The organism is Mycolicibacterium setense, from assembly GCF_000805385.1.
Classification (GTDB): Bacteria; Actinomycetota; Actinomycetes; order Mycobacteriales; family Mycobacteriaceae; genus Mycobacterium; species Mycobacterium setense.
Genome location: NZ_JTJW01000006.1, coordinates 775,265 through 792,930, shown reverse-complemented (window position 1 = coordinate 792,930; position 17,666 = coordinate 775,265). Strand labels below are relative to the sequence as shown.

General features: G+C 67.0%; 15 protein-coding genes and 5 tRNA genes. 13 read left to right on the top strand and 7 right to left on the bottom strand.

The window, feature by feature from the left end:
• Positions 1-67 precede the first annotated feature (67 nt).
• Positions 68-142: transfer RNA gene (locus QQ25_RS14555), tRNA-Val, on the bottom strand.
• A gap of 211 nt (positions 143-353) precedes the next feature.
• On the opposite strand from QQ25_RS14555, the gene QQ25_RS14550 reads away from it, so the two are divergent.
• From QQ25_RS14550 to QQ25_RS30970, 5 genes are all read left to right on the top strand, one after another.
• On the top strand, positions 354-764 hold the full coding sequence (locus tag QQ25_RS14550; protein WP_234706095.1) for a DUF6636 domain-containing protein: 411 nt from the start codon (positions 354-356) through the stop codon (positions 762-764).
• A 109-nt stretch (positions 765-873) separates the two neighbouring features.
• Positions 874-946: transfer RNA gene (locus tag QQ25_RS14545), tRNA-Gly, on the top strand.
• 30 nt (positions 947-976) lie between these two features.
• Positions 977-1,050, top strand: a tRNA-Cys gene (locus tag QQ25_RS14540).
• Between the two features lie 17 nt (positions 1,051-1,067).
• Positions 1,068-1,142, top strand: a tRNA-Val gene (locus QQ25_RS14535).
• Between the two features lie 68 nt (positions 1,143-1,210).
• Positions 1,211-1,369 carry a hypothetical protein gene (locus QQ25_RS30970; RefSeq protein WP_157847820.1) on the top strand — a complete coding sequence of 53 codons (159 nt, stop codon included), beginning with the start codon at positions 1,211-1,213 and terminating at the stop codon, positions 1,367-1,369.
• Positions 1,370-1,739: 370 nt separating this feature from the next.
• Here the strand turns inward: QQ25_RS30970 and QQ25_RS14530 are convergent, their stop codons facing one another.
• Positions 1,740-3,467, bottom strand: coding sequence for a serine/threonine-protein kinase (locus tag QQ25_RS14530; RefSeq protein WP_052235828.1), 1,728 nt, complete (start codon positions 3,465-3,467; stop codon positions 1,740-1,742).
• A 193-nt stretch (positions 3,468-3,660) separates the two neighbouring features.
• Between QQ25_RS14530 and QQ25_RS14525 the strand changes: the two genes are divergently transcribed.
• Positions 3,661-3,733: transfer RNA gene (locus QQ25_RS14525), tRNA-Gly, on the top strand.
• A 157-nt stretch (positions 3,734-3,890) separates the two neighbouring features.
• Positions 3,891-4,880 carry a hypothetical protein gene (locus tag QQ25_RS14520; protein WP_039319452.1) on the top strand — a complete coding sequence of 330 codons (990 nt, stop codon included), beginning with the start codon at positions 3,891-3,893 and terminating at the stop codon, positions 4,878-4,880.
• Between the two features lie 24 nt (positions 4,881-4,904).
• Here QQ25_RS14520 and QQ25_RS14515 read toward each other — a convergent pair whose 3' ends face one another.
• Positions 4,905-6,572 carry an alpha/beta hydrolase gene (locus QQ25_RS14515; RefSeq protein ID WP_407661798.1) on the bottom strand — a complete coding sequence of 556 codons (1,668 nt, stop codon included), beginning with the start codon at positions 6,570-6,572 and terminating at the stop codon, positions 4,905-4,907.
• A 117-nt stretch (positions 6,573-6,689) separates the two neighbouring features.
• Here QQ25_RS14515 and QQ25_RS14510 point away from each other — a divergent pair, with 117 nt between their 5' ends.
• The 4 genes from QQ25_RS14510 to QQ25_RS14495 all read left to right on the top strand — a co-directional run bounded on the left by QQ25_RS14510 (position 6,690) and on the right by QQ25_RS14495 (position 10,790).
• Complete coding sequence (locus QQ25_RS14510) at positions 6,690-7,256, top strand: TetR/AcrR family transcriptional regulator (protein WP_039319450.1); 567 nt, start codon at positions 6,690-6,692, stop codon at positions 7,254-7,256.
• A gap of 121 nt (positions 7,257-7,377) precedes the next feature.
• Positions 7,378-8,034, top strand: coding sequence for a biliverdin-producing heme oxygenase (locus QQ25_RS14505; RefSeq protein WP_039319448.1), 657 nt, complete (start codon positions 7,378-7,380; stop codon positions 8,032-8,034).
• 240 nt (positions 8,035-8,274) lie between these two features.
• Positions 8,275-9,864 carry a PPE family protein gene (locus QQ25_RS14500; RefSeq protein WP_039319445.1) on the top strand — a complete coding sequence of 530 codons (1,590 nt, stop codon included), beginning with the start codon at positions 8,275-8,277 and terminating at the stop codon, positions 9,862-9,864.
• Between the two features lie 119 nt (positions 9,865-9,983).
• Positions 9,984-10,790, top strand: a complete 807-nt coding sequence (locus QQ25_RS14495) for a hypothetical protein (protein ID WP_039319442.1) — start codon at positions 9,984-9,986, stop codon at positions 10,788-10,790.
• On the opposite strand, the gene QQ25_RS14490 is transcribed toward QQ25_RS14495, so the two are convergent.
• A complete protein-coding gene (locus QQ25_RS14490) occupies positions 10,787-11,845 on the bottom strand; it encodes a 3-deoxy-7-phosphoheptulonate synthase (protein ID WP_039319439.1) in 1,059 nt (352 codons plus the stop codon). The two genes, QQ25_RS14495 and QQ25_RS14490, sit on opposite strands and share 4 nt — an antisense overlap.
• 269 nt (positions 11,846-12,114) lie before the next feature.
• On the opposite strand from QQ25_RS14490, the gene QQ25_RS14485 reads away from it, so the two are divergent.
• Complete coding sequence (locus QQ25_RS14485; RefSeq protein WP_039379327.1) at positions 12,115-13,074, top strand: LysR family transcriptional regulator; 960 nt, start codon at positions 12,115-12,117, stop codon at positions 13,072-13,074.
• On the opposite strand, the gene QQ25_RS14480 is transcribed toward QQ25_RS14485, so the two are convergent.
• Positions 13,060-14,205 carry a TDT family transporter gene (locus QQ25_RS14480; RefSeq protein ID WP_052235827.1) on the bottom strand — a complete coding sequence of 382 codons (1,146 nt, stop codon included), beginning with the start codon at positions 14,203-14,205 and terminating at the stop codon, positions 13,060-13,062. The two genes, QQ25_RS14485 and QQ25_RS14480, sit on opposite strands and share 15 nt — an antisense overlap.
• A gap of 67 nt (positions 14,206-14,272) precedes the next feature.
• Positions 14,273-15,433 carry a CynX/NimT family MFS transporter gene (locus QQ25_RS14475; protein ID WP_052235880.1) on the bottom strand — a complete coding sequence of 387 codons (1,161 nt, stop codon included), beginning with the start codon at positions 15,431-15,433 and terminating at the stop codon, positions 14,273-14,275.
• Positions 15,434-15,573: 140 nt separating this feature from the next.
• Here QQ25_RS14475 and QQ25_RS14470 point away from each other — a divergent pair, with 140 nt between their 5' ends.
• Entirely contained in the window at positions 15,574-16,236 is a 663-nt protein-coding gene (locus QQ25_RS14470) for a FadR/GntR family transcriptional regulator (protein WP_039319433.1), read from the top strand.
• A gap of 11 nt (positions 16,237-16,247) precedes the next feature.
• Here the strand turns inward: QQ25_RS14470 and QQ25_RS14465 are convergent, their stop codons facing one another.
• The gene (locus QQ25_RS14465; protein ID WP_039320525.1) at positions 16,248-17,597 is read right to left on the bottom strand and encodes a sensor histidine kinase; all 1,350 of its coding nucleotides are present in this window, start codon (positions 17,595-17,597) and stop codon (positions 16,248-16,250) included.
• Positions 17,598-17,666: the final 69 nt, after the last annotated feature.

Here is a 17,666-nt window from a genome sequence, read left to right as displayed (position 1 = left end):
CTCACGGTGAAGTGTGTGTCCTGCCACGAAAAAACGGCTCCGGATACTCCGAAGCCGCCTGAGGTGATGGTGGTCCCGGCTGGGTTCGAACCAGCGACCTTCCGCGTGTGAGGCGGACGCTCTCCCACTGAGCTACGAGACCGTGGGAACGACGTCGAACACTAGCACGCATGCCCGGTGAGGCCCGAATCGGTGCCCGCGCGATCCACTTGTTTGATTTGCCAAATATGCACGCCAATGCGGGCGTATGGTCACCCGTCATGGTTCACCTGCGGGTCCGTTGGCCGGCGGTCAGCGGCGCCGTTTTTGCTGCTAGTGCCCTGTTTTCCGGCTGCCACAGTGGCCCGGCCCCCATGACAGATGACACTGTTGCCGTAACGCCCGGCACTCGGGTCACCTCCCGGCTGGTGAATCGGCAGGTCACGGAGTTGACGGGTTTCACCTCACCGTCGGGCAACGTGGGGTGCTACCTCGACGCCTCGATGGCGCGCTGCGATATCCGCGACCGTAGCTGGGCACCACCACTGCGCCCGGCCAGTTGTGAGTTCGCTTACGGCCACGGCGTCACGTTGAGCCCCGGCAGGCCCGCCGCGTTCGTCTGCGCGGGCGACACCACCTTGGGCGCGGGCGCCGAACTGGGCTACGGAGACTCGATCACCGCCGGAACACTGCGATGTGAGAGCGCTGACACCGGCATCACCTGTCGCGACACGAAAACCCGCCATGGATTCGTCCTTTCACGGGAGGCCTATCAGCTGTTCTGAAACACGGTTGTTGGCCGCACGTTGCCCTGCCGTCATGGGGATTTGTGTCTGCGCGCATCGGTGGACTAATGTTCTGCTTCGCGACGGGCGACGATCTCGCCCGTGGCGCGCGGATGTAGCGCAGTTGGTAGCGCATCACCTTGCCAAGGTGAGGGTCGCGGGTTCGAATCCCGTCATCCGCTCGAAGGTGCGATTGTGGCATCAACCCCAGCGGTGGAGTGGCCGAGTGGTGAGGCAACGGCCTGCAAAGCCGTGCACACGGGTTCGATTCCCGTCTCCACCTCCAAGTAACAGTTTCAACCCGCGCGATTAGCTCAGCGGGAGAGCGCTTCCCTGACACGGAAGAGGTCACTGGTTCAATCCCAGTATCGCGCACCAGCATAGCCCCTGATCAGGGGCTATTTTTTTGCCCGTTTCTCTGTAGGTACTCGCACCACGGTCAAGATATGAACGATCGCGACGAGATCCACGCACAGAACGACGAAGTGGCCGCCGAAGCTGTGGCGGGCGTCGCGCCAGAGTTGACCGGGCTCACCGTCACTCGCGGAGGTGGCGATCAACCGCAGCGGGCCGATACCCGTTGCGCGCCACAAACTCCGCGATGACGCGCTCGCGAGCCAGGTACTTCTGCCGGGCGGGCGAACGATCCAACCGTTCACGCAGCATTCTCTTGTAGCCGAGCATCCACATCCTCGCCAACTGGTGTTACCCGTAATACGGGTTGGCTGCGCGCAGTTTTGCCGTGCGGCCCTCAGACCACGCGCTCATGAGCGCCTCAGTGTCGATCGCCACAGATCATTCTCAGTCATCACCGCTCGAAAGACGGTATGCCACCAACAAAATTGGTGAGGCCGTCTACGGGTGCCTCGTTCTGGTCGAAGGGACCGCCACTACTCATCCCGCGCTACTTAACGGTGATGCCGATGAGGCCTGGGCTGATCCCGTACGGAGTCCGGACAAACCCCCAGGCGGCTGCTACGCCGGCGGCAGTTGCACCGGAGGTGGCGGGGCCGGCGGCATGGGCACAGCGGGCGGGACGGGGCTCGGCATGATCGGGCCGATCGACGGTGGCGGCAGCACCGGAGGAGCCGGCGGAAGCGGCGGCGCAGGCACCGGAGGGCCGGCCGGTATCGGTGGGGGCAACGCAGGAACGGGCGGCAGCAGGTCCGGGATGGCGACAGGGTCGGCGATCGGGCTGCCCGGCGGAACCTCTTCGAGCCGGGTGGCGCGAACGGGCACGGTGATCACCGCACCTTGCAGCCCGCACTCGTTGGATTGGATGGTGGTGGTCTGCGCGCCCGCCAGCATGCCGTCAGGCTGTGGCGTCAATGCCAAGGCGGTGTCCATCGCCTGCGCCTGCCCGACGAGGGGCACCTCGCAGGGCAGTGAGCCCCTCCCTGGACCAGCCTGCCAAGAATTGTTCAGCAGGCGGAACACGGCTGTCATGCCGCCACCTTCGGTGTACGGGACGGCATGGTTGGAGCCATCCATCCGCGTCGACGTGGCGACACACCCCGACGGTTTGCAGGCCGATCGAAATGCCCACCAATAGCTTGCGATTTGGTTGCCGGCACCCGGCCAGGGGTTGCCGTTGAGGGTGGCGCCGGGATTGTCGTAGTCGAGGCGGTACAGGCCGTCAAAGACCGGGGCGATGGGCGGTGGGGCGGTCGCCACATTTGAGACAGTCGCGGTGTCGGTGCTCGGCAGCGAGCTGGGCTGTTCACTCGCTGCGGCGTCCGGGGACGGCCACAGCTGCCACAGCCCGAGACTGACGACGCCGACGGCGGCGATCGCCGCTGCGGGCAACCAACCTGGTTTCTGCAGCACCCGGGACACGCTCTGTCGGCCGGGTACGGGTACGGCCGGTGCCGGCGCCAAAGTCAGTGCGGGTACCGGAGTTTCGTCGGCCAGCGCGTGCGCGAACGCGCCGCAGCTGGGGAACCGGTCTTCCGGGTTCTTGGCGAGCGCTTTGGCCAGCACCGGGTCGAGGTCGGCCAACTCGGGCCGGATGTCGGCCAATGCCGGCGGCTTGGAGTTGACGTGGCGACTCACCATGACCGCGGGATTAGCGTGGGCGAACAACTGCGTCCCGGTCAAGAGGTGATACGCGGTGCAGGCCAAGGCGTACTGGTCCGCCCGGCCATCGGCCTCCTCCCCCACCAGCTGTTCAGGTGCCGCGTAGCCGGGGCTGTCCCCGGGCCTGACGTCGCGGGCGATACCCAGGCCGACGAGAACGGCACCCGGCTCGGTATCGCCGTCGACGTCAGCGACGATGATGTTGGCCGGCCTGACGTCGCGGTGCAGCAGCCCGTGCTTGTGGGCGTAGTCGAGCGCCCCGGCAATCGCGAGGATGACGCGGAAAACCTGTTCGCGCGATAGGCCGCCTGGGCGTCGCTGATCGAGGAGATCCGCGAGATCCGTGCCGTCGACGAAATCCGTCGATATCCAGAGGTGTCCGCCGTGCTCTCCGCGATCATGGACCCTGGCGATGCTGGGATGCCACAACGTGGCGGCAAGGTCCGCGTCACGAAAGAACCGGTCCCGGTAGCCGGGTTCGGCGGACCAATGCGCGGGAAGCACCGTCAGTGCCTCACGGCCAGAACGCCTGGGATGCTGAGCGAGGTACAACTCCCCCGTTCCCTCAGACTCCAGCGGTCGAATGATCCGGAACACGACGAACGTCTCACCGACGTTGAGCGGCATCCAGGAATCCTACGACTGCCCGCTGCCGCCCACCGCCGGCATCCGGTTCAGCGCCGCCCTGAGCCTTACCAGGTTGGTGGGCCGCACCGCTTACGTTGCCCCACAATGCATGTCAGACCGAGGGATTTGTGCCTTCACGCGTTGGTGGGCTAATGTCCTGCTTCGCGACGGGCGACGATCTCGCTCGTGGCGCGCGGATGTAGCGCAGTTGGTAGCGCATCACCTTGCCAAGGTGAGGGTCGCGGGTTCGAATCCCGTCATCCGCTCAAAGGTGCGGTCACGAGGACCCGCTCGACTTCGCTCGAGCGGTCTGTGTATTCAGTGGTGGCCTGTGAACCGCGCCCACCCGCCATCGACTGACCAAGATGTCGGACCCCTCGTAGAAACTCATGCCCAAAGCCGTCGAGAGCGGAGGGCAGAGGGATGGTCACCATCTCACGGGGACTGCGGACCACGGCCGGCAGTTATTACCGGTGGCATCGCGAGATTCAGGAGAGCTTCAAACGCAGCAATCGCGGCGCGCGGTTGCACCGCATGCTCCCGATGATGATTGCCACATTCTTGATCCTCGCCGCTTCAGTGTGGGCTCTGAATGCGACGGCCAGGCTCGTCGCGCAGGCGATGTCACGCACTCCCGAGTTTCTCGGCGAGCTTCTGGGCGCGGCGGCTTTCTATCCCAACATCCTCGCCAACTCGTGCGCAGTGGCTGTGATGGTGGCCCTGATCGTGGCGGTCAAGACCAGAATCCTGCCCGACATCAGGGCGGCGACCGGTTGGAAGAAAGCGGGTCAGTGGGCGCTGTTCGGGGCCACCCTTCTCTGGTTCGCGACGACGGCCTTCATGATGTGGGCACGCGGCATCACTCTGGGAGCACAGGTATTTCTCGGCTTCGTGTTGTGGATCCTGATCATCTGTTTCTGGGCCATGCAGATCGCGGTCTGTCTTCACGTCCTGACCAGTTGGTTCCTGTTCGTCAAAGTCGTATCGCTGCACTGGCCCTGGGTCGGCTGGACTATCACCGCCGCAGCATGGTGGTTCAGCCTGAATATTGCCCACCTGCTGGAGGAGGGCACCAAATGGCTGTATCCCGCGAACCTGCACTACGCCTTCGACCTTCTCGCGCCATTCGCGGTTCCGGTGATTGCGTGGTACGTCAAGATCCCGACCACAATCGCGGCCGCCGTTCCGTGGATCGTCGAGTTCAGGTTGCTGGCCGGATTCCGGAAACACGGTGAGACATACCGGGCCAGCGAGTACTACCAGAGGTGGTGTAATCCGAGCCTCGAAGAGCTTCCCGGCGGCCGTGAGCAGCTTCGGATGGTCTGGTCATCGTTGGGCCGTCACGAGGGTGGCGTTGACGATCTCGGCGGCAAGGCGATGTGGCGCGAGCTGTTCCGCGATGTGTTCCGATGACGGCGAGCGGGTTCTGCCCGCACCTCAACCGACGGTGATCGCATCCTGAATTCGTTGTGTCATGGCCGGATCCCAGTGCGGCGGATCCAGGATGTCGACCCACAGGTCGGCGGCGTCCGGGCCGAAGGCATGCCCGTACCCGTAGGGCACCTCGGCGGAGAAGATCATGTCCAGCGTCACCTGCCAGAACGTGACGAACGGCAGCCAGCGCATTCCCGGGTCCACATCGGGCCCCAGCGGCTCCCGCAACCAGTCCGGGCGGTGCAACAGCAGATCGAACGACCACCAGGTGATCGGGTCACTGGCATGCTGCCAGAACACCACGCGCGGAAACTCCCACGAGCCGGCCAGATTCACATCGGAGGTGCGGGACGCGAACCGGATGTGACGGCCACCGTCGACCACCGGCAGTCGCTCCAGCGAGCCGGCGTCCCGGTTGGCGGTGAGCCTGCCCCACGGCTGCGCGAAATTGGGTGTGCCGACCAACAGCGCACCGTCGGTGCGGGCGACGATGTCGGCACCAGAGGCAAATGCCGACTGGCCGCCGAAGGACCCCAGGCTCTCCCCGAACACCACCAGTTTCGGACGCTTGGCTTCCGGCAGGGCCGCCCAAACCCGGTGCACCGCTTCGAACAACGCCTGGCCTGCCAGGGGCGGGGTCTCGCGGTCGGCGATGAAGGACAGCGCGCTGGGCAGGAAGGAATACTGCATGGACGCGATCGCGGTGTTCCCGCCGTTGACGTATTCGAGCGCGGCCGCCACGTTCGGGTTCACCCAGCCCCGGCCCGTCGTCGTCACCACAGCCAGCACCTTGCGCTCGAAGGCGTGGGTGCGGTGCAGTTCGGCGATCACCCGCTCGGCGATGCCTGCGACACTGTCCGCAGATGTGCGGCCCGCGTATACCCGGATCGGGGTGAGCGCCGGAGCACCGGTCACCGTCGAGATCTGTTGCGCGCTCGGGCCTCCGGCCACGAAGGTGCGACCTTCCCGGCCGAGCGAATCCCACGCCTGCGCCGAGGCCGGCGAACCGGAACGCTCCGGTGCGCTCGGTTGCGTCACACCCTCGGCGGTGCTCTTGTCGGCCACCTTCGCGGAACGTTCGGCCATGGTCAGAAGTCCACGATGCAACGCGCCGTCGAGCCCCATCACCAGCAGTGCCACCACGATCACCACCGCGGCCAGCCTGGCCACCGGGCCGGGCACGACCCGGCCGCCCACCACTGTCAAACGATTGGTGGCCCAACGTAATCCACGCCCGATGGCGACAAGCGCCAACGCGATGGCCACCGCGATCAACAACACCAGGAGGTAGAAGGACCGCTCGGTGCGCGGCATGCCGATCAGATCGCGCAGGATCTGCTGCCACCACGATCCGAGCACGAGAAACGTCGGGACGACCACGACAGCCGCACCGGCCAGCGTCCACCACCCGATTTTGCGGGTTCGCGACGACCACGGCGGGCTGACCCCGCAGCGGCGGACCACCCACGCGAGAGCGCACCCCAACCCGTACCCGATCCCGACGCTGATACCCGTCGCGACTCCTTGCAGATACCAGGCGCGCGGCAGCAGAGACGGGCTCATCGACCAGGCGAAGAACAGCAGCGCCAGCGACAATCCGACCGGATGCAGGGTGCGCGCCGCAGCGGCCACGCGCGAAGGGATGGCCGAACCCCGCAAAGCCTGCAGCACGAAGTACCACCCTTCATTCAATTGAGTACCGAGACTGTAGTGGACCGCAGGATCACCGGCCGATTGCTAAGGCTGGACTAACAGCTTCGGATTCCGCAGCGGGCGTTAGAGTCGAGCGTGCCCAGGATCAGCGCCTCATCGGTCGAAGAACACCGCGAGCTGGTCCAACAGCGCATTTTCGAGGCTTTCGCCACACTCATGGCCGAGCACAGCTTCGACGCGATCACCATGGCCAAACTGGCGGCAGAGGCCGGGATCGGCCGGACCGCGATCTATCACCACTTCCCCGACAAGGAATCGGTGGTGATCGCCTTCGCCTCACACGAGACGACCCGCTACCTCGACGGGCTGCGGGATGCCCTGTCCGAGGTCGACGATCCGGTCGGACGCCTGGGGGTCTACATCCGGCATCAGCTCGAGGCCGGGCAGGAATTCCACATGGGCATGGGCATGCAGCTCTACGGCGCACTGTCCACCGAAACGATGCTGGCCATCCGCGACCACGTGGTGGCGGTCGAGGACGTGCTCCGCGAGATCCTGGCTCAGGGTGTGGCCGCCGGGCAGTTCGTCATCGACGACGAGCCCGCCACGCTGTCGTTGATTCATGCATGCCTGGCACCGCGCCACCTTCCGGTGGAGGCAATCGAACGTTTCGTCCTGCGGGCACTCGGCGCCACGCCGTAGCCGCGACCCGCCCTCAATCCGTAGCTCCCCGAACCCGTCGGCGCCGTGTTAGGTTTCCGACATGTTGTCAGCATCATGCTGACAACATGTCAAAGTTGAGCCCTACCAAGTGGAGCCGAGTATGCCGCCAAGCGCCGTCGCAACCGAGTCCGTCCGTTCACTGTCGGCAGCGATGCGTCAGGACTCGACCGACCAGCACGACGCGGCCGAGCAGTCGCCGTTTGTCACCGAGCTCCTGAACGGCCGGGTCAACGAGCAGGGCTACGTCGACTACCTGCTGCGGTTGCGGGCGATCTATGCCGCGCTGGAGACCGCCGTCCGCGAACATCGCGACGACCCCCTCGTCGCCGCCGTGTACGACCCCGCGCTCGAGCGGTTGGAGGCCCTCGACGCCGACCTGGCCCATTGGGCCCCCGGCGCAGATCGCGAGATCGACTCACCCGCGGTGCGCGCCTACTGCGCGCGCTTCACCGATTTCCCTTGGGGCGGTGCGCTCTTGGCACACCACTACACCCGTTACCTCGGTGACCTCTCCGGGGGCCAGGCCATCGGCCGCATCCTGGGGCGTTCGTTCGACCTCGACGACGAAGGTCTGGCGTTCTATCACTTCCCGATGCGGCCCAAGCCGTACAAGGACGCCTACCGCGCCCGCCTCGACGGTCTCGGCCTCGACGACGATGAGATCGCCCGCGTGGTCGACGAGGTGAAACTGGCCTTCGGCCTCAACCAGCGCGTCTTCGACGAACTCGCCGAGAAGCTGCCGTCCTACCGACGCTGAGCGCGCCCCGACTCCAATTGACGATTCCGGCAAAACATAGGAAGTTCATACCCCAAATCAGCCGAAGTTAGCTTATGCTAACCATACTTGTCTGATGGGGGAGCAAAGCGATCGAAAGGAGACGCCGGGCCGCCTGCATGCACTGCAACCCCGGACAACGCCGATGACCATCTGCACTCCCCTCCCTGAAGCAGCAAATAGCGCTACCTCACCCTCCGGCATCCGGTTGGGCGGTCTGCGATGACCGCCCCCGTCTGGATGGCCGTGCCCCCCGAAGTGCACTCGGCCCTGCTCAGCAGCGGGCCCGGTGCCGGACCGCTGCTGGCCGCCGCCGGGGCATGGAGCTCGCTGAGTACCGAATACTCCATGGCGGCAAGCGAATTGACCACCCTGATGGGCACCGTGCAGGCCGGCGCCTGGGAAGGTGCGAGCGCCGATCGTTACACGGCAGCACATGTCCCCTACCTGGCCTGGCTGAGTGAGACGAGCGCGAGCACTGCCGGAGTGGCCGCCCAGATCGAGACTGCGGCGGCGTCCTACACCGCCGCCCTGGCGGCCATGCCCACGCTCGCCGAGCTGGCCGCCAACCGTGTGACCCTCGGCGTCCTGGTCGCCACCAACTTCTTCGGCATCAATACGGTCCCCATCGCCGTCAACGAGGCCGATTACGTGCGCATGTGGATTCAGGCCGCCACCACGATGACCGTCTACCAAGCCGCCTCAGAGGTGGCGGTGATGACCACACCCCCGTCCACCGCGGCGCCGCTGCTCGTAACGCCCGGCGTCGGCGAAGCCGGATCGGCGTCAGCCACCATGATGCAGTCCGCGGCCACAGCCCGCGCCGGCGAATCTGGCTCTTCGCTGAGCTTGAGCGACTTGATCAGTTCGTACGAGGAGTTCGTCGAGTGGGTCAAAGCGAACGATCCGATCGGCAACTGGCTGGCCGGGCAATCCGAGCACTTCTATGGGATGTACGACCAGCTCAGGGAATTCATTCTCGAGCCGTGGAAGATTCCGCAGGTCCTCGCCGAAATCATCGCCGATCCGTCCTTGTTGTTCAGCACCTACATCAACGTGTTCTTCCTCGGTGCCTACACCGCCGTGTTCGCCGTGCTGGGCACCCCGCTCTACGCCGCCGCGGTCGCCGCGGCCTCCCCGGCGATGCTCGGCCTGCTCGGGATCGTCGGACTGGCGCAGGCCTACGACATTCCGATCGACGCGCCCGCCCCTGAGGCGGTCCAGCCGGCCGAGCAGCCCGCGGTCGCCGCACTGCCCGGCTCCCCGGCACCGGCATCGGTGGCTGCGGGTGGCGCACCTACGACGGCACCCACCTCTGCGCCCGCCGGCCCCGCACCGTCAACTGCCGCTCCGATGCCGGCCGGGGCCGAGAACGCCCTCTATGCGGTGCCTGGCGGGGGTTCAGGATTCGGTTCCGGCTCGACATCGAAGTACAGCGCCACCGCCCGGGCCTCGGACTCCGTCGGCGCATCGGCTGCTGCCGCCGCGACGGCGGCAGCGATCAACAAGCGACGGGCCCAGGCTCGCAAGCGTCGCGGCGGAACAGCCAAAGACCGCGGCTACCGCTACGAGTTCATGACCGCCGACGGTGACGCCGCCGTGCCGCCACCCGAGCAACCTGTCGGCACCAGCGCCTCTGACAGCGGTGCGGGAAACCTCGGATTCACCGGCACCGCTGCGAAATCCGCCGTGGCCGGGCCGGCCGGACTGACCACGCTGGCCGACGACACGTTCGGCACCGGAGCCACCACTCCGATGATGCCGGGCAGCTGGCACAGCGATGCCGTCCCGGAGAACGAGGGCAACACCTGACCGGTCTGTGTTGAGGCTGTGAACAATTCGTGAGAACTGGCGCCATCGGCCATCCGTGACGCCCGTTTCCGGCGCTGCCACGGCAATATTGGTGATCCCCCGGCAGAAGGGACCACCGCGTGACCAATGACACCGCACGGCAGGACTCCTGGGAAAGTACGCTCCCGCACTTCTCGACCGTGGAGAAGCACGGCGCCATCACGGTGCCGGCCTCCCCGCCGTCAGAAACGCTGCGGTTCTTCGCCATACTCACGTTCGTGCTGTGGGCGCTGGTCGCCGTCGGGGCGGCCTTCTGGTTTCACAGCATGCAGACTCACAATCCGTCGCCGTGGCTGGGCGTCGCCTCGATCGTCGGGTCGTTCCTGCCCGCCATCCTCGCCAGCATCGTCGCCGACGAGGCCCGCGATACGTTCGGGCAACGCAGCACCGGCAATTGGATCGCATGGATACCCGCGTTGTCCGGTGTCGCAGTCGGGCTGCTCGGCACGGCGGTCTGGTTCAGAGATTTCACCGGCGGGGTGCTGGCGGTGCTCAGCGCCGCGTGCTCGGCCGGCGCCGCAATCTCCACATTCGCGGCCTGGCGGGGCATCCGGTACACCCGCCGCCGCCAGGACTGGCTGACGGCCCTACGCCGGCACGGCGTCCGTTCGCCCGGAGAGCTGCGCAACGTGAAATTCCTGAAGCGCTGGACCGCGGACGACCCCCAGTTCACCGTCACCGTCGCGTTCGACGCGCCGACCGGACGCCGAGTGGTGACCGCGAACATGGTCGCTCACCACTCCCGCGTCCCACTGGCAGGATCACGCGTCGTCGTCTTCAGCGCGCCCCACGACACGGACGACGTCCTCATCGAACTGGATCCCGCCAACCCGCCCAAGTTCGACCGCGATCCCAGCGGCCAGTACTGCAAGCCGAGCGGGAATTAGCCCTCGCGCTTGGCCAGCTCCCGCAACACCAGATCCGTTGCGTCCCAATCCATGCACTTGTCGGTGACCGACTGACCGTAGGTGAGGGGGCGAGCTTCGGGCGACTGGGCACCGGCGACCAGGAAGCTCTCCAGCATCACACCGCTGATCGGCAACCCATCACGAACCTGCTGGGCCACCTCAGCGGCCACCGACGCCTGGCGGACATGGTCCTTGCCGGAATTGGCGTGGCTGCAATCGATGACGACTCGACCGGGCAATCCGGCACCGGCCAACTTGGCGGCCGCATCGGCCACCGCGTCGGCCCCGTAATTGGGTCCGTCGGTGCCGCCGCGCAGGATCACGTGGCAGTCCTCGTTGCCTTCGGTGCTCACCACCGCGCCGCGGCCCAGATCGTCCATGCCGAAGAAAACGTGCTCGGCGGCAGCGGCTTTCACTCCGTCGACCGCGACCTGGATGTTGCCGTCGGTACCGTTCTTGAACCCGACCGGCATCGACAGTCCGGATGCCAGCTGGCGGTGCACCTGCGACTCGGTGGTCCGGGCACCGATCGCACCCCAGGCGACGGCGTCGGCGATGTACTGCGGGCTGGTCGGTTCCAGGAACTCACAACCCACGGGCAGGCCGATGTCGATGATGTCGAGCAGCAGCTGACGAGCCACCCGGAGGCCGCGGGCGACGTCGTAGGTGCCGTCCATGCCCGGGTCGTTGATCAGACCCTTCCAGCCGATGGTGGTGCGCGGCTTCTCGAAGTACACCCGCATCACGATCTTGAGCTGGTCTTTGAGCTCGTCGGCGACCTTGACCAGCCGGCTGGCGTATTCCAGCGCGGCCGCGGGATCGTGCACCGAACACGGGCCGACCACCACCAGCAGCCGGTCGTCGCGACCGGCCAGGATGTCGGCGATCTCATCGCGGTCGCGCGCCACGCGCTCGGCGCGACGCTCCCCCAGCGGGAACTCGGTCAGTACGTCGTGCGGGCTGGGAATCGCGCTGAAACTGCGGACCCGTCGGTCCGACGTGGTCGTGGCGTTGGCGATCTGCGCCAAATTCATTTTCAGGTGCCTTCCTGGGTGTGGGCACCTGGCAGAGGATCCGGCGCCCTGTAACGACGAAAGGCAGCGACCGATGGTCACTGCCTGGGCTCCGGGTGGATGCGTGCTTAGTGCTGCGCTTTATCGGCTCCGCCCGGAGCCTTGATAAAGCGCCAATAGCTGGCACACACACCGATAGTCACGTCGGCCAGGCTACACGACCACCGCCGCCGATCCACAACCGGTGCGTTCACAAGCGTGGTTTGTGGGCACAACCTACGATCCTGGACATGCCGCTCAGCACCCGGATGCCCGAGCTCGCAGCATTCGAAGTGCTGCTGGCGATCGCCCGCACGGGCAGCCTGGGAGCCGCCGGCCGCGAGCTCGGGCTGACCCAGCAGGCGGTGTCCTCGCGGCTGGCGTCGATCGAGGCCCAGACCGGGGTACGGCTGGTGCAGCGCGGCCCCCGCGGATCGCGGCTGACCTCTGCGGGCGCGGTGGTCGCCGAGTGGGCCGACCAGTTGCTCGACGTCGCGGGGCGCGTGGATGCCGGGCTGGCCGCGATGCGCAGCGAAAGCCACAGCCGGATCACCGTTGCGGCGAGCCTGACCATCGCCGAGCAGCTCATGCCGCGCTGGCTGGTGTCACTGCAGGCCGACGCGGCGCGCCGCAACGCGACGGCACCGCACGTCATTCTCACCGCGGCCAACAGTGATCAGGTGATCGCGGCGGTGCACGACGGGTCGGCCGACCTGGGCTTCATCGAATCCCCCGGCGCGCCCGCCGGTTTGGGTAGCCGGGTGATCGCCCATGACGAACTGGTCGCTGTGGTACCGCCGGAGCACAAATGGGCTCGGCGATCGGCCGCAGTCAGCCCCGCCGACCTCAACGACACCCCGCTGGTGTCCCGCGAAACCGGTTCGGGCACAAGGGATGCTCTCAGCTCTGCACTGCGGTCGGTGCTGGGCCCGTCGAGCCGGCAAGCCGATCCCGCGATCGAACTGTCCTCGGCGTCGGCGATGCGCGCCGCGGTGCTGGCCGGCGCCGGGCCCGCGGTGATGAGTCGGCTGGCCGTCGGGGACGACCTCACCCTTGGCCGGCTACGCGAGGTGCCGATCGCCGGACTGGACCTGCGCCGCGAATTGCGCGCCATCTGGTCGGGAGGGCGCACCCCGCCGGCCGGCGCGGTGCGCGATCTGCTCGGTCACATCGCGTCACATCAACACCGCCCACCGTCAGCCGCGCAGTAGGCGACCCGACTGCACGCCACGCAATGTGTTGGTGGCGACCGTGGCCCATGCGCCGAGCAGCAGCACATACAACGCGACCGCCAGCCAGGAGATGGCCGCGGCACCGGTGGCAGCGCCCAGCGCGGACGCACCCGTCACGCACGTACCCACCGGGAACGTGAAGCTCCACCAGGTCAGGCTGAACGACAACCCACGCCGGGCACCATGCACCGTCAGCGCGGTCGCGAGGCACAACACGAACGCCCCGAATCCACCCATCACCAGGCCGTACACGATTCCGAAGGCGTGCAGCGCCGAGATCGTCGCGGCGTCGGTGAGCACCGACCCGGCGTGGGAGGCCAGCAGATTGGCCGCCGTGATCGACTGGCCCACGACACCGAGCACGATCCAGACCGTGGGAATCGCCTGCACCTGAGTGAAGCCGCCGTGCATGAGCTGCGAGTACACCATGGTCGTGGTGATCAGACCGGCCAACAGGCTCAGGCCGAACATCGCATAGCAGACCACCAGTAGGGTCATCCCCGCCTGCCCCGGGCCGAGGTGCGACAGCAGCAGAGCGCCGGTGGAGGCCGACACCATGGGTGATACGACCGGCATCATCCAGGCGGGGACGGCCTCTACCTCGGTGTGATCCTCACGGGTGATCATCGCGAACGGAAGCCACAGGGCGACAACCAATCCCAGTACCGAACCGGCGATCCACAGCACCACGTCGAGGGCCAATGCCGCGGAGGGGCCGATGACCGCCGGACCGAGCAGCAGCGCCCCCGCGCCGACGGTGAGCAGTGCCATGGCCGGCGCGCCGTAGAACTGCCCCATCACCTGGTGCGCGGCATAGGCTTTCGCCTGATCGCGATGCCGGATCCAGTGCGTGGCGAACGCCCCGGTGAGCACTGCCAACACCGTCCCGGCGAGAACCCATACCGCAGTGGCGAATTCGTGCAATCCGGGCATGTGCAGCGGCAAGGTGGCTGCGGCCGTCGCGACGATTCCGGTGCCCATCACCGAGGCGAACCAGTTCGGCGTGATGTGCCGGAAGGCTGACCCCGCGCTGTCCAATTCGGCCAGCAGAGCGGTGTGGAACGGCCTTTCGGCTGCATAGGCGGCTGCGTACGTGGTCACCTCACCCATGGTGGTGGGCAGAACCGATCACCAGTAGGGGTCCCGACGTTGTGGCATCACAAGCCAGGCTTGTGGCTCAGACGTAGCGGTTACGACCGGCGAGCGCACCGGCCACCATCTGCACCAGGTAGACCACGAGCACCATGACAAACGGCGCGGTCCAGCCCGCGGTCATGTTGTGCAGCAGCCCGAACGAGAACGGGCCGACGCCGGCCAACAGATAGCCGAAGCCCTGTGCCATCCCGGACAGCCGGGCGGTGTCCTCGGCGTTGCGGGCGCGCAGCGCGATGACGGTGAGCGCCAGCGAGAACACACTCATCCCGATACCGATGAGGAAGCTCCACAACAGCGGCGCCGCGCCGGGATTCACCAGCAGGCCGACGGTGCCGGCGATCCCGATCACGCCGAGCCCGAGGATCCACCCGCTCTGGTTTTTCTGCTTGGCGGCCAGCGGCGGCACGATGAGGCTGATCGGCACCGCGAGGATCGACACCAGTCCGAGCAACAGCCCGGCGTCGGTCTTACTGATCCCGCTGTCGATGAACACCTCGGGCAGCCAGCCCATCACCACGTAGGCCAGGAACGACTGGCAGCCGAAGAACAACGTGACCGTCCAGGCCAGCGGACTGCGCAGCAGGGACCGTCCGGATCCACCCGCAGCCGCGCCGGCGGTGCGCGCCCGGCTGATTCCACGAGCACCCACCAGCCAGAACAGCAGCGCGAGGAGCGCGACCAACGCCCAGGAGCTCAGCGCACCGCGCCAGCCACCGAGCAGCGGCTCCAGGGGTGGGGTGACCGCGGAGCCCAAGGCGCCGCCACCTTGCAGGGCGGCGGTGTAGACGCCGGTCATCAGGCCGATCTGCGCCGGGAACGACCCCTTGATCACGACCGGGATGAGCACATTGACCAGGGCGATGCCGCCGGTGGCCACGAGCGTTCCGCCGATCACCACGTACGGGCCGTCGAGCACGCGCACGACAAGGCCGATACTGAGGATGATCAGGCCGACCGAGATCGCCCGGCCCAGCCCGATCCGGCGGGCCAACCACGGTGCCGTCAGGCCGGCCGCGGCAAAACAGAGGCCGGGCAGGGTGGTCAGCACGCCGGCCCAGACCGCCGAAGCGCCGAGCGACTCACGCATCTCCCCGAGGACGGGTCCGATGCTGGTGATGGCCGGGCGCAGGTTCAGTGCGGTCAGGATGACCGCCACGACCAGCAGGGCTCCGCCTGCCGCCATCGTCCCGGGGCGGACCTCTACGGCACCGTCCAGCTCGAGCTCCAAATCATGCTCGTAACCGTTCCGGGATTCGTTGCGCAGAGTCCTACCCACCCGGCTATAGTGCCATACATCCCATGATTGGATGAAAGGACAGTTGAGTGCCGCTCGCCACAACGCGCCGCACCGGCCTGGTCGACCAGGTCATCGAGCAGCTGCGCACCCTCGTCACTTCTGGCGAATGGCCGATCGACAGCCGGATCCCCACCGAGCCTGAACTGGTCGAGGCCCTCGGCGTCGGACGCAACACGGTGCGCGAAGCCATCCGGGCACTGGCGCACAACGGCATCTTCGAGGTCCGCCAGGGTGACGGCACCTACGTACGCGCCACCAGCGAGGTGTCGGCAACACTGCGTCGGCTCTGCGGATCCGAACTGCGCGACGTGCTACAGGTGCGACGCTGCCTGGAAGTGGAGGGCGCCCGCCTGGCCGCCACAGCGCGCACCGACGAAGACGTCGCCGAGCTACGTGCCCACCTGGCGCACACCGACATCACCGACCACGCGCAGTTCGCCCACTCCGACACCGAATTTCACCTGGCCGTCGTGCGCGCATCGCACAACCCGGTGCTGATCGAGATCTATCGCGGACTGCTCGAGGCGATCACCGCCAGCGTCGCGACCACCAGCGCCACTCCCGGTGGCATCTTCCCGCACGACGAGCTGGTCGAGGCGATCGCCGCCGGCGATGTGGAGCGCGCCGGACGCGAGGCTGCCGGCTTCCTCGACGAACTGCTGGCCCGGCCACCGGCTCAGGACTGCTGAGCGTTACCGGCTCAGAACGGCGCATCCTCGACCCGCGCCCGGGCCCGCGTCAGCGGCAGCCGTAACAGCAGCCGCGCACCGCCCAATGGGCTCTCCAGCAATGCAGCTGTGCCGCCGTGCAATTCGGCCTGCTGGGCCACCAGCGCCAGACCGAGCCCCGATCCCGAACGCGACGCGGTGGAACCGCGGGCGAACCGCTCGAACACCTCGGCCCGCTCCGCCTCGGGCACCCCAGACCCGTTGTCGTCCACGACGATCTGCACATCATCGGCCGAACTGACTGCGCTGAGCCGGATTTCGGTCGCACCACCGTGCTTGACGGCGTTGGCGATCGCATTGTCGATCACCAGCCGCAGGCCCGCGGGCATACCCAGCATCAGCACCGTCGGCGACGGCATCAGGGTGGCCCGCAAGCCCGGATAGGTCCGTAACGCGTCGTGTGCCGCACGGTCGAGCAGCTCGGTGACATCCATCGGCACGAAATCCTCGACCGTGGTCAACTCCCCCTGCGCCAGCCGCTCCAGGGCGGTCAGCGTGCCCTCGATCCGACTCTGCGTGCGCAGCACGTCCCCGATCACCTCGTCACGCTGCGCAGGGGTCATGTCCAGGGTCGACAGCACTTCCAGGTTGGTGCGCATGGCCGTCAACGGGGTGCGCAGCTCATGGGAGGCCACCGCGGCGAAATCGCGGGCCGACTCCAGCGCGGCCTTGGTGCGCTCCTGCTCATTGCCGATGCGCGCCAGCATGCCCTCGACCGCCTCGGCGATCTCGACGGCCTCGCGCACACCACGCACCTGCACCTCGTCGGGCTTGGACTGCGCGTTGATCGCACGGGCCTGCTGGGCCAGCAGGCGGAACGGGGTGATCATCACCAGCGAGATCATCCAGCCCACCACGACGGTGCTGCCGATGACGCCGCCGCAGATCAGCAATACCCGCAGATGCAGCTCGTCGATCCGGCGCTGCGTCTCGGCCAGCGGCGCGCCGAGCGCAATGCTGGCCGGACCCGCGGTGAACGTGCGCACGCGGTACTCGACCCCGTCGATCGTGGTGTTGGCGTAACCGTTCTCCAGCTTCGGCAGGACGATGTCGCTGGGGACCGAGACGCTGACACCGCCGATGTGCGCGGTGCGGACCAGCCCGCCGTCGTCGCGCATGGACTCGTCCGTCGAACCCTGCTTGGTGGCGCTGAGCAATGTGCTCACGTCACCGAGGCTGCTCAGTGAATCGAGACGACGGTCCAGCTGGCTGTACTGGTCGTTGGTGACGCCGATCCACACCCAGGTGCCGAGCGTGATCACGGTGACGACCACCGACAACGCGCCGACGATGACGATGGTGCGCAGCGACAGCACCCGCATCACCGGTCGCAGCACGGGCCGCAAGAGCTTGAGCACGCGCTCTTCGAGATTCACCGGCGTTATCTTGCC